At 65.6% G+C, this 21,829-nt stretch carries 17 protein-coding genes; 7 read left to right on the top strand and 10 right to left on the bottom strand.

The genetic code is table 11. The annotated features are described in order from the left end of the window. Positions 1-20: 20 nt before the first annotated feature. From N5C91_RS27635 to pedF, 7 genes are all read right to left on the bottom strand, one after another. A complete protein-coding gene (locus N5C91_RS27635) occupies positions 21-2,204 on the bottom strand; it encodes a PQQ-dependent dehydrogenase, methanol/ethanol family (RefSeq protein WP_279833442.1) in 2,184 nt (727 codons plus the stop codon). Positions 2,205-2,797: 593 nt separating this feature from the next. Beyond that, the gene (locus N5C91_RS27630) at positions 2,798-4,318 is read right to left on the bottom strand and encodes an aldehyde dehydrogenase family protein (RefSeq protein WP_236200890.1); all 1,521 of its coding nucleotides are present in this window, start codon (positions 4,316-4,318) and stop codon (positions 2,798-2,800) included. Between the two features lie 844 nt (positions 4,319-5,162). Then, on the bottom strand, positions 5,163-6,935 hold the full coding sequence (locus N5C91_RS27625; RefSeq protein ID WP_045217984.1) for a methanol/ethanol family PQQ-dependent dehydrogenase: 1,773 nt from the start codon (positions 6,933-6,935) through the stop codon (positions 5,163-5,165). A gap of 473 nt (positions 6,936-7,408) precedes the next feature. Further along, complete coding sequence (locus N5C91_RS27620) at positions 7,409-8,338, bottom strand: quinoprotein relay system zinc metallohydrolase 1 (RefSeq protein WP_279833439.1); 930 nt, start codon at positions 8,336-8,338, stop codon at positions 7,409-7,411. Between the two features lie 42 nt (positions 8,339-8,380). Beyond that, on the bottom strand, positions 8,381-9,130 hold the full coding sequence (locus tag N5C91_RS27615) for a quinoprotein dehydrogenase-associated SoxYZ-like carrier (protein ID WP_279833438.1): 750 nt from the start codon (positions 9,128-9,130) through the stop codon (positions 8,381-8,383). A 10-nt stretch (positions 9,131-9,140) separates the two neighbouring features. After that, the gene (locus N5C91_RS27610) at positions 9,141-10,028 is read right to left on the bottom strand and encodes a transporter substrate-binding domain-containing protein (RefSeq protein ID WP_279833437.1); all 888 of its coding nucleotides are present in this window, start codon (positions 10,026-10,028) and stop codon (positions 9,141-9,143) included. Between the two features lie 5 nt (positions 10,029-10,033). Continuing rightward, positions 10,034-10,471 carry a cytochrome c-550 PedF gene (pedF, locus tag N5C91_RS27605; protein WP_037013308.1) on the bottom strand — a complete coding sequence of 146 codons (438 nt, stop codon included), beginning with the start codon at positions 10,469-10,471 and terminating at the stop codon, positions 10,034-10,036. A gap of 307 nt (positions 10,472-10,778) precedes the next feature. On the opposite strand from pedF, the gene exaA reads away from it, so the two are divergent. The 3 genes from exaA (at position 10,779) to N5C91_RS27590 (ending at position 13,922) form a co-directional block, all read left to right on the top strand. Further along, positions 10,779-12,635, top strand: a complete 1,857-nt coding sequence (gene exaA / locus N5C91_RS27600; protein ID WP_236173323.1) for a quinoprotein ethanol dehydrogenase — start codon at positions 10,779-10,781, stop codon at positions 12,633-12,635. Positions 12,636-12,692: 57 nt separating this feature from the next. Further along, positions 12,693-13,355, top strand: coding sequence for a pentapeptide repeat-containing protein (locus N5C91_RS27595; RefSeq protein ID WP_236200893.1), 663 nt, complete (start codon positions 12,693-12,695; stop codon positions 13,353-13,355). 132 nt (positions 13,356-13,487) lie between these two features. Beyond that, positions 13,488-13,922 (top strand): carboxymuconolactone decarboxylase family protein, encoded by a 435-nt coding sequence (locus N5C91_RS27590; protein WP_236173325.1) that lies wholly within the window; start codon positions 13,488-13,490, stop codon positions 13,920-13,922. An 806-nt stretch (positions 13,923-14,728) separates the two neighbouring features. Here the strand turns inward: N5C91_RS27590 and codA are convergent. Genes codA through codB form a run of 3 tightly spaced genes read right to left on the bottom strand, consistent with a single transcriptional unit; the run spans position 14,729 to position 18,469 of the window. Continuing rightward, entirely contained in the window at positions 14,729-15,970 is a 1,242-nt protein-coding gene (gene codA / locus N5C91_RS27585) for a cytosine deaminase (RefSeq protein ID WP_236174019.1), read from the bottom strand. A 22-nt stretch (positions 15,971-15,992) separates the two neighbouring features. Continuing rightward, complete coding sequence (locus N5C91_RS27580; RefSeq protein WP_279833432.1) at positions 15,993-17,213, bottom strand: PucR family transcriptional regulator; 1,221 nt, start codon at positions 17,211-17,213, stop codon at positions 15,993-15,995. Then, entirely contained in the window at positions 17,210-18,469 is a 1,260-nt protein-coding gene (codB, locus tag N5C91_RS27575; protein WP_236174021.1) for a cytosine permease, read from the bottom strand. The genes N5C91_RS27580 and codB overlap by 4 nt, the downstream gene beginning before the upstream one ends. Positions 18,470-18,986: 517 nt before the next feature. Here codB and N5C91_RS27570 point away from each other — a divergent pair. Genes N5C91_RS27570 through N5C91_RS27555 form a run of 4 tightly spaced genes read left to right on the top strand, consistent with a single transcriptional unit; the run spans position 18,987 to position 21,826 of the window. Then, positions 18,987-20,075 (top strand): amine dehydrogenase large subunit, encoded by a 1,089-nt coding sequence (locus tag N5C91_RS27570; RefSeq protein ID WP_279833428.1) that lies wholly within the window; start codon positions 18,987-18,989, stop codon positions 20,073-20,075. 35 nt (positions 20,076-20,110) lie between these two features. Further along, positions 20,111-20,650, top strand: coding sequence for a MauE/DoxX family redox-associated membrane protein (locus tag N5C91_RS27565; protein WP_279833426.1), 540 nt, complete (start codon positions 20,111-20,113; stop codon positions 20,648-20,650). A 4-nt stretch (positions 20,651-20,654) separates the two neighbouring features. Further along, the gene (mauD, locus tag N5C91_RS27560; protein ID WP_054910258.1) at positions 20,655-21,287 is read left to right on the top strand and encodes a methylamine dehydrogenase accessory protein MauD; all 633 of its coding nucleotides are present in this window, start codon (positions 20,655-20,657) and stop codon (positions 21,285-21,287) included. 17 nt (positions 21,288-21,304) lie between these two features. Beyond that, entirely contained in the window at positions 21,305-21,826 is a 522-nt protein-coding gene (locus N5C91_RS27555) for a methylamine dehydrogenase light chain (protein WP_017518360.1), read from the top strand. Positions 21,827-21,829: the final 3 nt, after the last annotated feature.

Below are 21,829 nucleotides of genomic sequence, written 5' to 3'. Positions count from 1 at the left end.
GGCTGTTTCTTGGGGAGCCATCACTTGGCGGCGGTCTTCTGCGCGCCGGCCAGTTGTTCCTTGAGGTCGTAGGCACGCTTGATCAGGTACTGGTGCACGGCCTCGGCCTGCTGCAGGTCGAGGTGGCCCTGGAACGAGGGCATGCCGTCGGGGATGCGTCCGCCGTAGATGATGCCGAGGAAGCGCTGGTGGTTTTCCGCGCTGAGGGTGCGCAGGTCGGGCACCACGCCGCCGCTGATGGCGTTGATGCCGTGGCATTGCGAGCAACTGGAGTTGAACAGCTCGCGGCCCTGGTCGATCTGCGCGGTGGTGCCGGTCAGCGCCGGCGGCTCGGGCTTGCGGTCGGCCCACTTGTAGTTGATGTCCGGCAGCTTGGCGGTGCCGCCGAGCTTGTAGGTCAGCACCTGGGCGTTGGGCTTGACTCCGGCGCGCAGCGACAGGGCGCCGGCGAAGGTGGAGAAGGCGCCGCCCCAGCCGGCCATGAAGGTCACGTACTGTTCGCCGTCCACCTCATAGGTGATCGGTGCGGCCATCACGCCGGTGTTGGCCGGGGACTCCCAGAGCTTCTTGCCGTTCTCGGCGGCGTAGGCCACCACGCGGCCGTCGGCAGTGCCTTCGAACACCAGGTTGCCGGCGGTGCTCAGGGTGCCGCCGTTGAAGATGGTGCTGTAGGGCACTTCCCAGCGTTGTTCCTGCTTCACCGGGTCCCAGGCGATCAGCTTGCCGGTCCAGGTGTCGGCGATCTTGCGCAGACCCTCCGGGTCCTCGGGCATCATCCCGGTGTTGACGTCGAGCTGGTAGATGCTCTTGAACTTGGAGCGCGGCGGCGCGCCGTCGACGTCCTGATACATCGCCGACATGATGTGCGCCGGGATGTACACCAGCCCGGTGTTGGGGTTGTACGACATCGGTTGCCAGTCATGCGCGCCCCAGAACGCCGGCTGGATCAGCCGCGCCTTCTTCTGCGGGTCCTTCCAGTAGTCGGACACCGCCTCATTGCGGATCGGCCGGCCGGTCTTCAGGTCGACGCCCTTGGCCCAGTTGATCGGCACGATGTTGTTGGCCGAGAGCAGCTTGCCGGTCTCGCGGTCGATGACGTAGAAGAAGCCGTTCTTCGGCGCCTGCATCAGCACCTTGCGCTGCTTGCCGTCGATCTCCATGTCCACCAGCATGATGTGCGCGGTGGCGGTGAAGTCCCAGGCGTCGCCCGGCGTGGTCTGGTAGTGCCAGACGTATTCGCCGTTATCCGGGTTGATCGCGACGATGGACGAGAGGAACAGGTTGTCGCCCTTGCCCTCGCTGCGGATGCGCGGGTTCCACGAGGAGCCGTTGCCGACGCCGATGTACAGCAGGTTCAGCTCCGGGTCGTAGGACATGGAGTCCCACACGGTGCCGCCACCGCCCTGCTTGTGGAAGTTGTCGCCGAACCAGGTCTTGGCGGCGATTTCCATGCCCTTGCCCTTGGGCATTTCCTTGGGGTCGCCGGGCACGGTGAAGAAGCGCCAGTCCTGCTTGCCGGTCTCGGCGTCATACGCGGTGATGTAGCCGCGCACGCCGAATTCGGCGCCGCCGTTGCCGATGATCACCTTGCCCTTCACGATGCGCGGCGCGCCGGTGATGGTGATGCTGCGCGAGGGGTCGGTACGGGTATCGACGCTCCACACGCGCTTGCCGGTCTTGGCGTCGATGGCTTCCAGGCGGCCGTCGAGCACGCCGACATAGACCTTGCCCTTCCACACCGCCACGCCACGGTTCACCGCATCGCAGCAGGCCTCGCCGGCGCGGCTGCGGTCGGACTGCGGGTCGTACTTCCACAGCAGCTCGCCGGTGCGGGCGTCCAGCGCGTAGACGATGGAAAACGGCCCGGTGGTGTACATCACGCCATCGACCACGATGGGTGTGGCTTCGACGCCGCGGTCGATATCCAGCTTGTGGCTCCAGGCCAGGCCCAGGTTGCCGACGTTGCTCTGGTCGATCTGCTTGAGCGGGCTGTAGCGCTGCTCGTCGTAGGTGCGCCCGGTGGTCATCCAGTTGCCCGGTTCCTTGTCGGCGTCGGCAATGCGCTGGCCATCAACGTTGGCCGGAGTCTCGGCAGCTTGCAGGTTGGCGGACAGACCGGCCATCAGCAGCGAGGCGGTCAGCAGGGAATGACGCAGGGCGGGTTGCAGGCGAACGGAAGGCACAGACAGGCCAATCGATCTCATGGAGGTTCTCCGATTCTTGTTGGTGCCGCGGATCGTTCGCCGCGGCTTGCAAGGCTCAGAGCAACCGCTGTGCCAGGCTTTGCGAATTGGGCTGGAGGGCTTGCGGTTCGGGGCCCCCTGGCGTTTTCTGCCGAAGGCTGTACAGGTGTTGCGGGCGCTACAGGTGTTGCGCTCACCAGCGGCAGGTGTTGCGCGCGCGGGACGCTGCGAAAGCCCTTGTAGGATGGGTGGAGCGCAGCGATACCCATGCGGTCGTTGCACCCGATTGATGGGTATCGCTGCGCTCCACCCATCCTACGGAACGTGCTTGTCCGGATATTTCGACGCAGGGGCGGGTTCGCGAGCAAGCTCGCTCCTGCAGGCGGCTCTTCGTAGGAACGAGCTTGCTCGCGAATAACGATTCATCCGGAAAAAAGAAAACGCGGCCGCAGCCGCGTTCGACGAAGGCCGTCACCCGTGGAATGGGTACGGAAGCGGACGGCCGCCCGAACGGGCGCGTCGACACAAGGGATGCCTGGTGGAGTGCCAGGCGGGGTACAGCGGAAAGGGCCGGCGAACCTGATGGGGGAAGGTCCGCCGGGTTACTGCAAGGGTTAGAAGAAGCCCAGCGGATTGATGTCGTAGCTCACCAGCAGGTTCTTGGTCTGCTGGTAGTGGTCGAGCATCATCTTGTGGGTTTCGCGGCCCACACCGGACTTCTTGTAGCCGCCGAACGCGGCGTGGGCCGGGTACAGGTGGTAGCAGTTGGTCCACACGCGACCGGACTGGATGCCACGCCCCATGCGCCAGGCACGGTTGATGTCGCGGGTCCAGACGCCGGCGCCAAGGCCGAACTCGGTGTCGTTGGCAATCGCCAGCGCTTCGGCTTCGTCCTTGAAGGTGGTCACGCCCACCACCGGCCCGAAGATTTCCTCCTGGAACACGCGCATGCCGTTGTGCCCTTTGAGCAGGGTCGGCTGGATGTAGTAACCGCTGGCCAGATCACCTTCCAGGCGTTCGCTGGAGCCACCGGTGAGCAGTTCGGCACCTTCGCCCTGGGCGATGTCGAGGTAGGAGAGGATCTTCTCGTACTGCTGCTGCGAGGCCTGGGCGCCGACCATGGTCTCGGTGTCCAGCGGGTTGCCGCGCTTGATGGCCTTGATTTTCTTCATCACCTCGACCATGAACGGCTCGAAGATCGACTCCTGCACCAGCGCCCGCGACGGGCAGGTGCAGACTTCGCCCTGGTTGAAGAAGGCCAGCACCAGGCCCTCGGCGGCTTTCTCGATGAACGCCGGCTCGGCGTTCATGATGTCCTCGAAGAAGATGTTCGGGCTCTTGCCGCCCAGTTCCACGGTGGACGGGATGATGTTCTCCGCCGCGCAGTGGAGGATGTGCGAGCCCACCGGCGTGGAGCCGGTGAAGGCGATCTTGGCGATGCGCTTGCTGGTGGCCAGCGCCTGGCCGGCTTCCTTGCCGAAGCCCTGGACGATGTTCAGCACGCCCGGCGGCAGCAGGTCACCGATGATCTCGGCCAGCAGCATGATCGACAGCGGGGTCTGCTCGGCCGGCTTGATTACCACGCAGTTGCCGGCGGCCAGCGCCGGGGCGAGCTTCCACGCGGCCATCAGCAGCGGGAAATTCCACGGGATAATCTGCCCGACCACGCCCAGCGGCTCGTGGATGTGGTAGGCGACGGTGTTCTCGTTGATCTCGGCGGCGCCGCCTTCCTGCGCGCGGATGCAGCCGGCGTAGTAGCGGAAGTGGTCGGCGGCCAGGGGCACGTCGGCGTTCAGCGTTTCGCGCACGGCCTTGCCGTTGTCCCAGGTTTCGGCGACGGCGAGCTGTTCCAGGTTCTGTTCGATGCGGTCGGCGATCTTCAGCAGGATCAGCGCGCGGTCCTGCACCGACGTGCGGCCCCAGCTGCCGGCAGCGGCGTGGGCGGCGTCCAGCGCCTTGTCGATGTCTTCGGCGGTGGAGCGCGGGAACTCGGCGATGACTTCGCCATTCACCGGCGAGGTATTGCTGAAGTACTGGCCCAGCACCGGCGCGACGAACTCGCCGCCGATGTAGTTGCCGTAGCGCGGTTTGAGGGTGACGACGGCGCCTGGGGTTCCGGGTGCGGCGTAGATCATGGGGGTGCTCTCCTGTCGGTTCCCGGCCTCCATCGGCCAGGTCATGGAGCGATCTTAGGCAGCGCCCTTCCCGGCCCGGAATGCACCCATGGGAGGGATGGGTTCCTCATTTGGTAGTAGATGCGGCGAGCGTCGCAGGTTGTAGGGCGCATAACCCGGAACGGATTATCCGCCGACGCCACTACGGCGGATAACGCTGTCGCGTTATGCGCCCTACGGTGCCGGGTGGTTCGCGAGCAAGCTCGCTCCTACAGGTGGCGGCGAGCATCTGATGTTGCTTATCAGCGCAAGGTCCGCCGCGAAGGATTTCGCGGACAAGGTCCGCTCCTAAGGGAACTCCACAACACGGCTCTGGCTCTGGCTCTGGCTCTGGCTCTGGCTCTGGCTCTGGCTCTGGATTTTGAAGGTTTCCAGAGAGACTTCCGCACACGCCGAATGCCCCGTTCAGGAGGCCTCGTTGAAGCGGAGTTTCAGGGGTTGAGCGACATGGATGTCGCGAGAGCGGCGATGGGCCAGGGACGGCCCTTCGCCGCGTGCCCCTGAAACTTCGGTTCAACGAGGGTATTTTTCGCCTAAGCGAAAAACCGGATGTCCGGGGCAAGACCTTTTGGTTCCTTTTGTGGCGATTGACAAAAGGGACTCGCCCGAGGGGGCGAAACAAGGAGCCCACGCGCACATCGATGCGACGCGGGAAGCCTAGGCGCGAGGCAGACACATCGCGGACAGAGTCCGCTCCTACGCTGCTGGATAAAACCGATGTACCTGAGGAAAAAATCCACGCGCCAAGAGCACCAAAACAAAGGGCCGGCTCAACGGCCGGCCCTCTGATCACCTCACAGCACCATCACTTCTTGGCGACGAGATCCTTCGGCAGCTTGAAGGTCCAGATCATCCCGCCCTGGTCCAGGTCCTTGATGCGCTTGGCCACCTCGCCACCCCACAGCGGCACCGCGCCGCCCCAGCCGGAGAGCACGGTCACGTACTGCTCGCCGTCCATCTCCCAGGTGATCGGCGAGGCGATCACGCCGGAGCCGGTGTTGAACTGGTAGAGCTTCTTGCCAGTCTTGGCGTCGAAGGCCATCAGGTAGCCCTCGGGGTTGCCGGTGAACACCAGGTTGCCATGGGTCGCCAGCACGCCGCCCCACAGCGGCGCGTAGTTCTCGTAGCGCCAGACCTGCTTGCCGGTCTTCGGATCGATGGCGCGCAGCACGCCGATGTACTTCTCGTTCAGCGGCTTGATGGTGAAGCCCGCGCCGAGGTACGCCGCGCCTTTCTTGTAGGCGATGTTCTCGTTCCACATGTCCATGCCCCACTCGTTGGACGGCACGTAGAACAGCCCGGTGTCCTGGCTGTAGGCCATGGGCATCCAGTTCTTGCCGCCGAGGAAGGACGGTGCGACGAACACCGACGTGCCCTTCTCGCCGCCCTCACCCGGCGCGCCCGGGCGGTGGGCATCGTCGTAGATCGGCCGGCCGTTCTCGTCCAGGCCCTTGGCCCAGGTCACCTTGTCGACGAAGGGGAAGCCACGGATGAACTTGCCGTTGGTACGGTCGAGCACATAGAAGAAGCCGTTGCGGTCGGCGGTGGCCGCGGCCTGCACGGTCTTGCCGCCGTCCTTGTAGTCGAACGACACCAGCTCGTTGACGCCGTCGAAGTCCCAGCCGTCGTGCGGGGTGGTCTGGAAGTGCCACTTGATCGAGCCGTCTTCCGGGTTCAGCGCCAGGCGCGAGGAGGAGAACAGGTTGTCGCCGGGGCGCAGGTGCGAGTTCCACGGCGACGGGTTGCCGGTGCCGATGAACAGCGAGTCGGTGCTCGGGTCGTAGTAGCCGCCCAGCCACGGCGCCGCGCCGCCGGTCTTCCACAGGTCGCCCGGCCAGGTCTTGCCCGCTTCGCCGCCGGAGATGCCGTTCTCCACCGGCTTGCCGTCCTTGTAGACGTAGCCCATGTGGCCTTCCACGGTCGGCCGGCTCCACAGCAGCTCACCGTTGGTGGGGTTGTAGGCCTCGATCTTGCCGACCACGCCGAATTCGCCGCCGGCCACGCCGGTGATCAGCTTGCCCTTGGCGATCAGCGGCGCGGCGGAGATGGAGTAGCCGGCCTTATAGTCGGCCACGGTCTTCTTCCATACCACCTTGCCGGTGTCCTTGTTCAGGGCGACCAGCTTGGCGTCGAGGGTGCCGAAGATCACCAGGTCACCGTACAGCGCCACGCCACGGTTGATCACGTCGCAGCAGGGCATGATGCCGTCGGGCAGGCGCGCGTCGTACTGCCAGAGCTTGCGCCCGGTACGCGCGTCGGCGGCGAATACCCGCGAGTAGGAGGCGGTGACATACATCACGCCGTCCTTGATCAGCGGCTGCGCCTGCTGGCCACGTTGCTTCTCGCCGCCGAAGGACAGCGCCCACACCGGCCGCAGCTCCTTCACGTTATCGCTGTTCAGGGTGTTCAGCGGGCTGAAACGCTGGCCCTGCTGGTTGATGCCGTTGACCACGATCTGGTCGGTGCGCTTGGCGGCATCACTGATGTCCTGGTCGGTGACCCCGGCGTGGGCGCCCAGGCTGGCCAGGCCGATGGCGGTGAACAGCACGGTGCGGGCGAAAGGTTGAAGCTGTCTCATGGCGGTGCGCCTCTGCGATTGTTGTTGTACCCGGGAAAATTTCCCGGTCTGTCGCAGATTCTTGGTTTGGTACGGCAGACCAACAATTGAACGCAGTGCCGAATTCCCTAGTTCCTTGGTAGCAATACCGGGCTGCCGAGGCGCGAAATTCGGGGCTTCTACGGGCTGGATGGGCGAGCCTTGTCCCTGTAGGAGCGAGCTTGCTCGCGAAGCGGATTCCCCCGGCGACTGCGTTGCCTGAGTGGGGATCCGAGCCCCTCACCCCAGCCCTCTCCCAGAGGGAGAGGGAGCCGTTCGGCGCGAGGGGCGAAAGCAGGAATTCATCCTGCCGGAAGGTTCGCGAGCAAGCTCGCTCCTACAGGAAGAGCAGATCGGAGCGACGAGCAGCAAAGCCGCTCCAGACAGCCCCCTCTCCCTCCGGGAGAGGGCTGGGGTGAGGGCCTGCGCGCGCACCGAAACCTCCGCAGAAATGGCTATTGCTCATCGACTCGCGGCAGAGCCTTCTGCTCATAGCGCGGATACAGGTGGCTGACGCTGCGGATCAGCTCGTAGCGCGTCAGGCTGACGCCGGCGAAACGCTCGGGGATGGGCGTGCGCAGCAGGTCGTTCATGTCGGCACCCTGGGCGATGCCGTCGCGCATCACGCTATCGAGCCAGCCGAGGTAATCGCGCATCTGCGTAAAGGGCGCGGCATCGCTGGCGATGGGACCATGGCCGGGGACGATCTGCTTCCACGGCAACTGTTGCAGGGTATCCAGATCACCCAGCCAGACATCCAGGCCGGGACTGTTCGGCGTGGTCAGTGCGCGCTGGTAGAAGACGATATCCCCGGCGAACAACACACCGGTGGTTTCATCGAGAATCGCCAGGTCCGCGCCGGTGTGCCCGCGCAAGCCCAGCAGGCGGAAACGGTGGCTGCCCATCTGCAGTTCGCCCGGCTCCACCGTCTCGCTGGGCAGCACCACTTCCGTGCCGCGCATCCAGTCGCCGACCAGGCGGTACATGTTCTCCGCCATGGCATTGCCCTGCTCTTTCAGCAGCTTGCTGGTGCCGGCCAGCGCGCCGATGGGCACGTCGGTGAAGGCCTGGTTGCCCAGCACATGGTCGGGGTGGTGGTGGGTCAGCAGCACGCGCTTCACCGGCTTGCCGGTGGTCTGCTGGATCAGCGCACGCAGGGCTTCGCCATAGCGCTTTGACGGACCGCTATCGATCACCAGCACGCCGTCGCCGCTGTCGATGAAGGCGACGTTGACGATGGCGCCGCCGTTGTCCTTGGCAAAATTGTCGGTGCTGCCTTGCACCACCCAGGTGCCCTCGGCGATCTGCCGGGGCTGGAGGTGGTACTGCAGGTCGGCCCATGCCGGCAGGCACAGGCACGCGAGGGCGATCAGGAGGAAACGCATGGGTACCTCGATATTGCTGTGCGATGTCGGCGCAGTGCGACGTCAGCGCAGAGCGGCCTGGAATTCGTTGCCATTGTTGTCGTGCAGCCAGAGCTCGGTATGCGGCTGGCCACGCACTTCGAAGGTGAAGGTCGGGTTCTCGCTGACCGCCGGGAACAGGTCCAGCGTCGCGAAGACTTCGCCGTCCGGCCCGCGCAGTTCGGCATGATCCAGGTAGAACTCGGGAATGCCGCCGACCAGGCCGTTGTCCATCGGGTGCAAGACCGACAGGCGTACGCGGCTGTACTCGCCTTTGGGGTAGGACTCGCCGTGGACCTGGCCGAGCCGATCCTCCCAACCTGGTTGCGCACGCACCACGCTGGGCGCCGTGCAGCCGCCGCCGGCCGCGTCGATCCAGGCCGAGCCGACGTGCCAGACGCCCTTCTCATCACGCAACGCAGCGCGGATCGGCGTGGCCTGTTCGATACGGATGCGCACCGCCAGCAGCGGCTCCAGGTGCTCGCCGGGGTAAAGCGTCAGCACATGGGGAATCGGGTTCAGTTCGGCCCACAGCAGCAGGCGGTCGAAGCGCCCCGGCAAGGCGCGGGCGTCGACCTCCACCGGGACCTGGCGGGAATCCTCGGCGAACGGCGGCACCCCGAGCTTCACCCGCTCGTCGAACACATAAGGCTCGCCGTTGAGCAAGCGCTTGTGGTGGTATTCCCACATCACCGAGGGCATCGGGTCACCCTCCACCGCCGCGGCCAGCAGCGGTAAACCGCAGAGCCCGAGCAACACCTGGCGCCTGTGCATCATCTATCCCTCATGGCACATCCTGATAAAGCCCCGGCAATTCGTAGCGCATGCCGTAGACCGCGTAGAGCTTTGCCATCTCGCCGCTGCGCACCAGCTCCTCCAGCTCGCCGTCCAGCGCGTTGGAGAGCTGGCGGTTGCTCTCATGCACCGCCATGCCGATGTCCCACTCGGGCTGGCCGAGGTTCGGGTAGGTGTTCTCGGCATTCTTCATGTGCTCGTCGGCGGCTTGCGCGCGCATCCAGTCCAGCTCGCCGCGCAGGGCCATCACCGCGTCCACCTTGCCCGCACGCATGCCATCGAAGGCCGCCTGGGTGCTGGGGAAATGCACGGTCATGCGGCTGAGCTGGCCGCCCAGCACCGAGGTCAGGTAGAACGACGGCACGCTGTCCAGTTCGACGCCGATGGGGTGTTCGCGGAACGCCGCGATGGTGTCCACTTCCGCCAGCCGACGGTCATCGCTGACTACCTGCCAGCGCTCGCGCTGGTAGGGGCCGAACATCACCACCTGCTCGTTGGCGAACTCGCCGACGTCATTGCGCCGGTTGGCGTACTGGCGGTCGTAGGGCACGCGCAGCATCACATCGGCGACCACGCCGGGGCGCAGGTAGTGGCCCTTCCAGATGAAGTTGCGCAGGTCGTCGTCCAGGCGCTCGCCGGGGGTGACCCAGAGGAACTCCGCCCGCAGGCCCAGCCCGCTGGCCAGGCGCTGCGCAAGATCGACGTCGACCCCGCGCGGCTGCCCACCCTGCAGGAAGCTGTAGGGCGGGAAGTTCTCGTAGACGGCGACCCGCAGTACGCCGCTGGTGACCATGTCCTCGTAGGGGCGGACTCCGGCCTGCGCCTGCCCCAGCAGCAGACTCAGGAGCAGGCCAAGCAGCAGAACGGGCAGGCGCATGGCGATCACTCGTCCACGTGCACGCTGTCCAGGTAGGTACGGATTGCCCAGAGGCCTTCCTGGCTGATGAAGTCGGCCATCTTCGGCATGTACACCGCACCATCGCGCACCGCGCCGTTGATCACCCGCTCCTTGAACCACTCGTCCCCCTCGGCACCGACGTCGAGCATGCGCAGGTCAGGGGCGATGCCGCCGGACTTGGCTTCCAGCCCGTGGCAGCGTGCGCAGTTCTGGTTGTAGGCCGAAGCGCCGATCTCCACCGCCTTGGCGTGGTTGGCGTAGGGTTCGCGGTAGGGGTTGGTGTCGCGCCATTCCTTGCCCAATGGTTCCAGCCCCGTGGTATCCACTGCCTGGGGCGTCACATTGCCGTGGGACAGGGCCAGGCCCGAAACACCCAGGCCGGCCAGCAACAGCAGGCCGCACAGCACGTTCTTGTTGTTCATCACTTCATCCTCTCATCGAGATGCTTGGCAAGGCACGGCGCCCGGAACGACGCCAGTGATGACGATGGTAAGAACGCGCGGCTGAGCGCCGAATCCTGCTTTGGATGCTCCCGTCTACTCCCTTCGTACTAGAACGGCGGTCGGCCACTGCCGGCGCTTTGGCAGCAAGCCCAAGTCATGCCCGGACCGGGAAATAGTCCCGGCATCACCGGGAGCTTTTCCGTTCCCCGCCACCACGCCCTCCTCCCACCATGGATTCGCCGCGGCACGTGCAGCGGCCTGCCGCCATCCATCACGGGAAACCACCATGAGAACAACAACAGCCCCCCTGCACCTGGTCTTCAGCAGCCTCGCCTGCGCCATCGCCCTCACCGCCGCCGGCTCCGCCCTGGCGAAAGACGTGACCTGGGACGATATCGCCAACGACCACAAGACCACCGGCGACGTGCTGCAGTACGGCATGGGCACCAACGCCCAACGCTGGAGCCCGCTCAAGCAGGTCAATGCCGACAACGTGTTCAAGCTGACCCCGGCCTGGTCCTACTCCTTCGGCGACGAGAAGCAGCGCGGCCAGGAATCCCAGGCCATCGTCAGCGACGGCGTGGTCTACGTCACCGCCTCCTACTCGCGGCTGTTCGCTCTCGACGCGAAGACCGGCAAACGCCTGTGGACTTACAACCACCGCCTGCCCGACGACATCCGCCCATGCTGCGACGTGGTCAACCGCGGCGCTGCCATCTATGGCGACAAGATCTACTTCGGCACCCTCGATGCCTCGGTCGTGGCGCTGAACAAGAAGACCGGCAAAGTGGTGTGGAAGAAGAAGTTCGGCGACCACGGCGCCGGTTACACCATGACCGGCGCGCCGACCATCGTGAAGGACGGCAAGACCGGCAAGGTGCTGCTGATCCACGGCAGCTCGGGCGACGAGTTCGGCGTGGTCGGCCGCCTGTTCGCCCGCGATCCGGACACCGGCGAAGAGGTGTGGATGCGCCCGTTCGTCGAGGGCCACATGGGCCGCCTGAACGGCAAGGACAGCACCGTCACCGGTGACGTGAAAGCGCCTTCCTGGCCGGAAGACAAGAACTCCCCCACCGGCAAGGTCGAGGCCTGGAGCCATGGCGGCGGCGCCCCGTGGCAGAGCGCGAGTTTCGACGCCGAGACCAACACCATCATCGTCGGTGCCGGCAACCCCGGCCCGTGGAATACCTGGGCGCGCACCGCCAAGGGCGGCAACCCGCACGACTACGACAGCCTCTACACCTCCGGCCAGGTCGGCGTCGACCCGAGCACCGGCGAGGTGAAGTGGTTCTACCAGCACACGCCCAACGACGCCTGGGACTTCTCCGGCAACAACGAGCTGGTGCTGTTCGACTACAAGGCCCAGGACGGCAAGATCGTCAAGGCCACCGCCCACGCCGACCGCAACGGCTTCTTCTATGTGGTCGACCGGACCAACGGCAAGCTGCAGAACGCCTTCCCCTTCGTCGACAACATCACCTGGGCCAGCCACATCGACCTGAAGACCGGCCGCCCGGTGGAGAACGAAGGCCAGCGCCCGCCGCTGCCGGAGCCTGGGCAGAAGCACGGCAAGGCGGTGGAAGTCTCACCGCCGTTCCTCGGCGGCAAGAACTGGAACCCCATGGCCTACAGCCAGGACACCGGGCTGTTCTACGTCCCCGCCAACCACTGGAAGGAGGACTACTGGACCGAGGAAGTGAACTACGCCAAGGGCAGCGCCTACCTGGGCATGGGCTTCCGCATCAAGCGCATGTATGACGACCACGTCGGCACCCTGCGCGCCATGAACCCCACCACCGGCAAGGTCGAGTGGGAATACAAGGACCACCTGCCACTCTGGGCCGGCGTGCTGGCCACCGCCGGCAACCTGGTGTTCACCGGCACTGGCGAGGGCTTCCTCAAGGCCTTCGACGCCAAGACCGGCAAGGAGCTGTGGCAGTTCCAGACCGGCAGCGGCATCGTCTCCCCGCCCATCACCTGGGAACAGGATGGCGAGCAGTACATCGGCGTGACCGTCGGCTACGGCGGCGCGGTGCCGCTGTGGGGCGGCGACATGGCCGAGCTGACCAAGCCGGTGGCCCAGGGCGGTTCCTTCTGGGTGTTCAAGCTGCCGAGCTGGGACAACAAGACCGCCAGCCGTTGATCCGCAGGCCCGCGCCGACTCCGGCGCGGGCCTTTTTCATTTGCCCAGGAGATCGCCATGCGCCTGCTTGCCTGCCTGCTCTTCCCCTTCTCCGCCCTCGCCTTCGCCACCAGCCAGCCGGCTGAAGTAGCCGAGGACGACGCGGTTACCGTCATCGCTGGCTGCCGTATCGAGCCGGACAGCCAATGCCCGAACGCCGACCTGCGCGGTGCCGACCTGCGCAACCAGGACCTGACGCGGATGAACCTGTCCGGCGCCAACCTTGCCGGAGCCGACCTGCGCCACGCCAAGCTGGATCTGGCGGATCTGCAAAAGGCAAAACTGAATGGTGCCGACCTGACCCGCGCCAGCCTGCAGCAGTCCAACCTGCGCGGCGCCGACCTGAGTGGCGCCAAGCTGGTCGCCATCCAGGCCTGGGGCCTGTTCGCCCAGGGCGCGCAATGGCAAGGCGCAGACCTCACCGCCGCCTACCTGGAGTTCGCCCGCCTGAGCGGCGGCAAGCTACACCAGGCCAACCTCCGCGCGGCCGACCTGGAAATGACCTGGCTGTCCCGCGCCGACCTCAAGGGCGCCGACCTGCGCGACGCCAACCTGCAGGAAGTGAAGCTGGCCGAAGCCAACCTGGAAGACGCCGACCTGCGTGGCAGCCGCCAGCGCTTCGGTAACTTCCAGGGCAGCAACATGGCCGGCTGCAAGGGTTGCCCGGGCGGTTGGGACTGAGCGCCCGGCGTATTCCCGGGATTGGCTCCATTGGTCTGCCGGTATTGCCGGGAATTGGCTATTCGAACGCCGGGGAGTCGGCGTTACCTTAGCTCCATTCCCGCACTACCGCGGGCCCCACTGGAGACCACCATGAGCGCACGTATCGAATGGGCCAAGGCCGCCCCCGACGCCTACAAGGCCATGCTCGGCCTGGAACAGGCCCTGGCCAAATCCGGCCTGGAAACCTCGCTGCTGGAACTGATCCGCCTGCGCGCCTCGCAGATCAACGGCTGCGCCTACTGCGTGAACATGCACGCCAATGACGCGCGCAAGGCCGGCGAAACCGAGGCACGGTTGCAGACCCTGAGCGTGTGGGAGGAAACCCGTTTCTTCACCGAACGCGAACGCGCCGCGCTGGCCTGGGTGGAAAGCCTCACCCGCCTGCCGGAAAAGCACGCCCCGCAGCACCAGTTCGACGCCCTGCGCGAGCACTTCAGCGACGCCGAGATCGCCAACCTGACCCTGGCCATCGCCACCATCAACGCCTGGAACCGCTTCGGCGTGGGCATGGCGATGGTGCCCTGAGAAAAGAGCCCTGACACCCGTAGGATGGGTAGAGCGCAGCGATACCCATGCGGTCGGTGCACGGACCGCATGGGTATCGCTGCGCTCCACGCCATCCTACGAATTGCATCTGTGGCTCACGTAGGGCGCATAACTCGGAACGGGTTTTCCGCCAGATGGCGGATAACGCCTGCGGCGTTATGCGCCCTACAGGGCTGGAACCGCTTTGGCGTCGGCATGGCGATGGTGCCCTGAGCAGAGAGCTCTGACACCCGTAGGATGGGTGGAGCGCAGCGATACCCATGCGGTCGGTGCACGAAATTGATGGGTATCGCTTCGCTCCACGCCATCCTACGAATTGCATCTGTGGCTCACGTAGGGCGCATAACCCGGAACGGGTTATCGCCAGATGGCGGATAACGCCTGCGGCGTCATGCGCCCTACAGGGCTGGAACCGCTTCGGCGTCGGCATGGCGATGGTGCCCTGAGCAGAGAGCTCTGACACCCGTAGGATGGGTGGAGCGCAGCGATACCCATGCGGTCGGTGCACGAAATTGATGGGTATCGCTGCGCTCCACGCCATCCTACGAATTGCATCTGTGGCTCACGTAGGGTGGTGAGCCGATGCAGCGGTTCCCCCCTCACCCCAACCCTCTCCCACAGGGAGAGGGAGCTGTCCGTGCCGGCTGACACTGCGGTTTCGTCCTGCACCGAACGGTCCCCTCTCCCTACGGGAGAGGGTTAGGGTGAGGGCAGGCTCCGCGCAGGACATCGTGCGGTCATGTAGGGGGCATGACACCTCCGCCGTTATGCCCCCTACATCGATTTCAGCCCTCGACCAGCGCCACCTGCTCCGGCTCGCGCTTCATCAACACGCGGCCATTGCGGATCGAGTACAGCGCCTTGGTCTGCTGGCGCACCGCTTCGTAGTCGCTGTCCACGCCCAGCACCAGCAGGTTCGCCGGGCGGCCGGCAGCGATGCCGTAGCGCGCGCCTAGGTTCAGCGCGCGGGCGCTGTTGTCGGTGACCAGATCGAGCGCGCGCTGCAGGTCATCGAAGCCCATCATGTGGCAGATGTGCAGGCCGGCATCCAGCACGCGCAGGATGTTGCCGTTGCCCAGCGGGTACCACGGGTCCTTGATCGAATCCTGGCCGAAGCAGACGTTCATGCCGGCACGGTCGATCTCGGCCACGCGGGTCACGCCACGGCGTTTCGGGAAGGTGTCGAAGCGGCCCTGCAGGTGGATGCTCTCGGTCGGGCAGGAGACGAAGTTGATGCCCGAACGCTTGAGCAGGCGGAACAGCTTGGAGCAGTAGGCGTTGTCGTAGGAACCCATGGCCGTGGTGTGGCTGGCGGTGACGCGGCCGCCCATGCCGCGCACGCGGGCTTCCTCGGCGAGCACTTCGAGGAAGCGCGAGTTCGGGTCGTCGGTCTCGTCGCAATGCACGTCCACCAGGCAACCGGTGCGCTCGGCCAGGTCCATGAGGAACTTGATCGAGCTGACGCCCTGCTCGCGGGTGTTTTCGAAGTGCGGGATGCCACCGACCACGTCGGCGCCCAGGCGGATCGCCTCTTCCATCAGCTCGCGGCCGCCCTCGTAGGACTCGATGCCCTCCTGCGGGAAGGCAACGATCTGCAGGTCCACCAGGTGCCGCGCCTCTTCGCGCACTTCCACCATGGCCTTGAGCGCGGCCAGGGTCGGATCGGTCACGTCGACGTGGGTGCGCACGTGCTGGATGCCATGGGCAGCCAGCATGCGGATGGTGGTGTGGGCGCGGGACTTGGTGTCCTCGTGCGTAATGGTTTCCTTGCGCTGGGCCCAGCGCTCGATGCCCTCGAACAGCGTGCCGCTCATGTTCCATTCCGGCTCGCCGGCGGTCAGGGTGGCGTCAAGGTGGATGTGCGGCTCCACCAGCGGGGCGATGGCCAGGTTGCCACGGGCGTCGATGTCGTCGCCGCTGGCGACCACGGTGCCGGCTTGCTGCACCACTTCGGCGATGACGTCGCCTTCGCAGCGGATGGTGAACAGGCCGGTCTGCTTGCGCAGCGAGGCGTTGATGATTTTCATGGGCTCTTAGGTCCTCTTCAGGCTATTCGTGGCGCGGCGCGCTGGACATGCGCCAGATGAGCAGCGCCACGGAGGTATTCAGGCGGAATTGTGCGTCGTCCAGGGACTGGCCGCTGAGGGCCTCGATGCGCGCGATCCGCTGGTTCAGGGTATTGCGATGGATGCCCAGGCGCTGTGCCGCCTTGAGCGCGTTGCCGCCTTCCTGGACCAGCGCGTCGAGCGTCTCGATCAGCAGGTGCGGCTGTTTGCGGCCCGTATCGTTGAGCGGGCCGAGGGTGTCCTTCATGAACTGCTCGATCACCGCGCGATCGGGAATCGCCCGCAGCAGGCGCAGCACGCCCAGCTCACGGTAGTCGCAGACGCCACCGGGCGCCTGCATGCCTTCGGCGACATCCAGCGCCTGGCGCGCCTCAAGCAGTGCGCGGGGGAATTCGGCGCAGCTGTCGGCGCGGGCGGAAAGTCCAAGATAAGCACGCAGCGGCGCCAGTTCCTGTTGCAACCCGGCAGCCAGGGCGTGCAGCTCGGCGCGCTCGGCAGTTTCGGAATCGTCCAGCAGCAGGACGAACAGGTCGCCCTGGATCACCACCGGCAACCGCTCGGGGCGTTCCTGCTGCCAGCTTTCCAGATGGTCGAGCAGGCGCTGGCGGGTCAGCTGCAACGCGCGCTCGGCCTCCTCGGGTTCATGCTGCTGGAACAGCGTGTCGACGCCGGAAAGCCGCAGCGCTACCAGTCGGCGCGGCACTTCCAGCGGCAAATCCAGGTGTTGCGCACGGCGGCGGACGATTTCCAGGCTGGGGAAGTCGCCGCTCAGCAGTTGGCCGAGGATGTCCCGGCGCGAGGTCTTCACCTGGGTCATCTGCACCAGCGCCGTGCCGATCAGGTGGGTGACGATGACCATCTTCAGCGCGTAGGGCTGCTCGATCAGCGGCAGCCCTTCCACCTCGGCCAGATGCACCACGGACTCGGGAATGCGCTGGATGAACTCGTCACCGGTCAGGATGACGATGCCGGCGATGCCGCTGGCGACGCCTTCGCGCACCAGTTGCAGCAGGTTGGCTTCGTCACGGCTGTGGTTGATGCCGGTGACGAACACCAGCTCGCCGCCCATCACCCAGTCGGCAATGCCGACGTTCTCCGCCACATAGGACCAGCGCACGCTGCGATGCACATTGCGTGCGCCGGCCCGCAGCGCGAGGCTTTCCAGCCCCGGCAGGCGGAGGATTTCCTCGACGCTCAGGCTCAAGCGCGCGGCTCGGCCACCGGCGCGCGGGCGCGGGTGACTTCGGTGAGGACGATGTAGCAGATGGCCGAGGCGGCGATGCCCACCAGCGGGGCGATCCATGGCGAGGCGTAGGCCAGGCCCGCACCGACCGCGTAGGACACCAGGCCGGAGACGTTGAACGCCGGGATATGAGTGCCCACCAGCGCCGGGTATTCGCCGCGGTTGCGGTACCAGTAGTCGGCCATGATCACGCCGCCCAGCGGCGGGATGATCGAGCCCAGCAGCACCAGGAACGGGATCAGCCATTCGTACATGCCACCGATGGCGAGGATGATGCCGATACCGGCGGCCAGCAGGGTCATGCTGCGGCGGCGCTCGCTGCGTACCAGGTGGCAGGCGGCGGCGGAGACGTTGTAGATGGTCGGGCCCTGGATGGTCCACAGGTTCAGGCAGAGCATGATCACCGCGGCGAAGGACAGGCCCTGCAGCACCATCACTTCGACGATGTCGGCGTTCTGGTAGACGATGGCGCACCAGGCGCCGGCGACGATCATCAGGCCGTTGCCGATGAGGAACGCGACCACGCTGGCGATCACCGCGATGCGCCCGCTGCGGGCCATGCGCGTCCAGTTGGTGGCCTGGGTCGCGCCGCTGGCGAAGGTGCCGAAGACCATGGTCACGGCAGCGGAGAAGGTCAGCGTCTGGCTCGGTTCCTTCGCCAGCAGGCCGCTCCAGCCGCCGGCGTGGTTGGTGGCGATGACCATCGAGGCCACCAGCAGGATGAACATCAGCGGCACCGACACGCGGGACATGATGTCCAGGCCCTTGAAGCCGATGATCGCGGTGATCGAGAACAGCAGGCCGAATACCACCATCAGCGGAATATTCAGCCACTCGGGCAGGCTCAGCATCTTCACCAGCACGATGGCCACGGTGGCGGTGCCCCAGGCGTACCAGCCCAGTTCGGCGAAGCCGAGGAGGAAGTCGGAGAGCTTGCTGCCGCGTTCACCGAAGCAGAACCGGCCCATCAGCACGGTGTTAAGGCCGCTGCGCGAGGCGATCAGGCCCAGGGCGGCAGCGTAGATGGCGAGCAGCACGTTGCCGATGAAGGCGACCCAGAGCATGTCGACGAAGTCGAAGGCCATGCCGATCTTGCCGCCGGCGAACATGGTGCCGGTGAAGAAGGTGAAGCTGAACAGGACCATGGCGATGGGCAGCAGGCCTTTGCGCCCTTCCCTGGGCGTCGCGCTCAGGGGGAACTCACTGGGGGAACTCATCGAGGGGGGTCTCCGCGAGGATTGGTTGAGGACTCCCGGCCAACGCAAATAGCGGGCCGGAAAAGCCAATCAGGAACGACGCGGAAATTTTGAGCATGTCGAACATTGTGAACTGTTCACAATGCACACTTCCGGTGGGTGTAACGGCGTTTCAAGATAGCTCAAATGTGCATTGTGCGGATTTTCGGGGCACGATGCAGCTTTTTCGCACCAAAAAAGACGAAACGCCTGACATCGATCAGTGCCGTTCGGCAGAATTCCCGCCGTGTTCGGCGCTTGCGGGCTGCACTTTCTCCCTGCGACACCCTGTCACCCCCAGACAAGGAAATGGCACGGACAACAAGTCCGGCGAGCACCGACGCAGGCAGACTCTCCTCAATGTTCCGTCCGCTGTCCGCCTCACGCAGACGGCCTGATAACAACAGATAGCCCGCCAACAAGAAAAAGGGAGTACCCGCCAATGAGCGTCGCCAGGTTCCTCGCTCCATCGGTCCTCGCGCTGAGCACGTGCCTCGCGATGGGCGCAGCCCAGGCCGAGCTGCCGACCGAGAGCATCGGTGAGACCGTCTTGCCGTTCCCGCCCTCGCCGCACCGCGCCTACATCGTCGACGTGGAGTTCGAGAACTTCATCGCCGGCCGCGTCACCGTGGTCGATCCCGAGCAGAAGAAGATGCTCGGCATGGTCAGCACCGGCTTCGTCGCTCCGTCCACCCTGAGCCACGACGCCAAGACCCTGTACTCCGCCGACACCTTCTACTCCCGCGGCACTCGCGGCGTGCGCACCGATGTGCTGACCGCCTGGGACACCTCGAACCTGCGTCCGAAGTGGGAAGTGGAAATCCCGGCCAAGCGCGCCTCGATCCTGACCCAGAAGTACGCCCTGGGCACCAGCTCTGACGACCGCTTCGTCTACATCTACAACTTCACCCCGTCCACCTCGGTCACCGTGGTCGACACGCAGGAGAAGAAGGTCGCCAGCGAAATCGCCATCAGCGGCTGCGTGCTCAACTACCCGGTGGGCAAGCGCAGCTTCGCCTCGCTGTGCGGTGACGGCCAGCTGCAGATCACCAGAATCGGCGACGACGGCAAGGAAGTAGGCCGCAGCCAGACGCCGTTCTTCGACCCGAACAAGGAGAAGCTCAACGAACGCGGCCTGGCCGTGGGCGAGACCTACTTCTTCGTGACCACCGACGGCATGGTCAAGCCGGTCGACGTTTCCGGCGACAAGCCGAAGATGCTGCCGAGCTGGTCGCTGACCACCGATGAAGAACGCAAGAAAGGCTGGGGCACCGGCGGCTGGCAGCTGATGGCCGTGGCACCCAAGCTGAACCGCATGTACGTGCTGATGCATGAAGAGCACAGCGCTGGCAAATGGGAAGACCCGAGCCCGTTCATCTGGGTCTACGACCTGAAGACGCAGAAGAAGATCGGCACCCTGGAAGCGCCCAAGCCGGTGTGGAGCCTGCACGCCACCACCGACGACAAGCCGCTGCTGCTGGGCACCGACATCGAAGGCGGCCTGCAGATCTTCGACCTGAAGACCGGCAAGTACAACGGCGCCATGGACAAGATCGCCAAGACGCCGATCCTGGTCCTGAGCCACTAAGCCTTTTCAGCAAGTCATCCCCGAGAGGTACGGATATGTTTTCCGATCCGATCCTGATCATCGCCAGTGCCGTGGCCGTTGCGGTGCTGCTAGCCAGCGCCGCCAGCCACAAGCTGCGCGCGCCGATGCGCTTCGCCCGCCAGGTCGAAGACTACGGCCTGCTGCCGGCCGCGCTGGTCGGCCCGGTGGCCCGCGCGCTGCCGGTGGTCGAAGGCGTCATCGCCTTCGCCCTGCTGGTGCCGGCGAGCCGTCATGTGGCGGCCCTGGCCGCCACGGCGCTGATCCTGTTCTACGCCGGCGCCATCGGCATCAACCTCTGGCGCGGCCGTCGCGACATCGACTGCGGCTGCTCCGGTCCCGGCCAGATGCAACCACTGCGCCCGGTGCTGCTGCTGCGCAACGCGATCATCGCCGCGCTCGCCCTGCTCGCCGCCAGCGCTCCGCAAGCTCGCGAACTGGGCGTGTTCGACGCCTTCGTGATCCTCGCGGCCAGCGCCGTCACCCTGCTCCTGTACGCCGCGGCCGACAGCCTGCTGGCGAACCATCCCCGTCTGCTCAAACTCATCGGAAGGTGAACAAATGGAAGGCCTGATCGTTTCCAACATTCTTCTCTGGGTGCTGCTCATCGCCCTCGCCTTCACCGTGATGGCGCTGGTGCGCCAGATCGGCGTCCTGCATGGCCGCATCGCACCGGCCGGCGCGCTGATGGTCGACAAGGGCGTGGCCGTCAACGAGCCCGCGCCGAAAGTCACCGCCGCCGACCGCCACGGTCGCCCGGTCAACTTCGGCTATGAAGGCGAGCGCGGCCAGCTACTGTTCTTCCTTTCGCCGACCTGCCCGATCTGCAAATCGCTGCTGCCGGCGATCAAATCCATCGCCAAGGACAAGGCCGGCGAACTGGAAGTGATATACGTCAGCGACGGCGACATGGCCGCCCAGCAGGCGCTGATCGCCGAGCACGGCCTGGAAAAAGCCGCCTACGTGGTCGGCCCGGAAGTCGGCATGACCTACCAGATCGGCAAGCTGCCCTACGCCGCGCTGATCGACAGCAAGGGCGTGCTGCGCGCCAAGGGCCTGGTGAACTCCCGCGAGCACCTGGACAGCCTGTTCGAGGTCGAGCACCTGGGCAGCGCCACCCTGCAGCAGTACATGAATGGCCACAGCCACAACGGCGTGCACACCCACGACGCCAGCCACGGCCACAGCCACTGATCACGGAGAGAACAAGAATGAAATTCCTCGACAACCTGTTCGAGCGCTCCTCCCGCCAGGTGGCCAACGTCACCTCGCGGCGCAAGCTGCTGGGCCGCTTCGGCTCGTTGCTGGTGGCTGGCGCGGCACTGCCGATCATCCTGCCGATCGACCGTACCTCCAAGGCCCTCGCCGCCGAGGCGCCGAAGGCTGGCGATCCGGGTGATCCGAACAGCTGCGACTACTGGCGCTACTGCTCCATCGACGGCTTCCTCTGCTCCTGCTGCGGCGGTACCACCACCTCCTGCCCGCCCGGCACCGATGCATCCCAGGTGACCTGGATCGGCACCTGCCGCAACCCGGCAGACGGCAAGGACTACATCATTTCCTATAACGACTGCTGCGGTAAGCACAGCTGCTCCCAGTGCGCCTGTACCCGCAACGAGAGTGAGGAACCGCTGTACCGTCCGTTCAACAACAACGACGTCAACTGGTGCCTGGGTGCGGAATCGCGCATCTACAACTGCACCGTCACCATCATCCGCGGCGTCGCGGTCTGAGTC

The organism is Pseudomonas sp. GD03903 (assembly GCF_029840045.1).
In the GTDB taxonomy this organism is placed as follows: domain Bacteria; phylum Pseudomonadota; class Gammaproteobacteria; order Pseudomonadales; family Pseudomonadaceae; genus Pseudomonas; species Pseudomonas pseudonitroreducens.
Note: the sequence above shows the minus strand (reverse complement) of the source record. Positions and strands in the feature narration are given on the sequence as shown.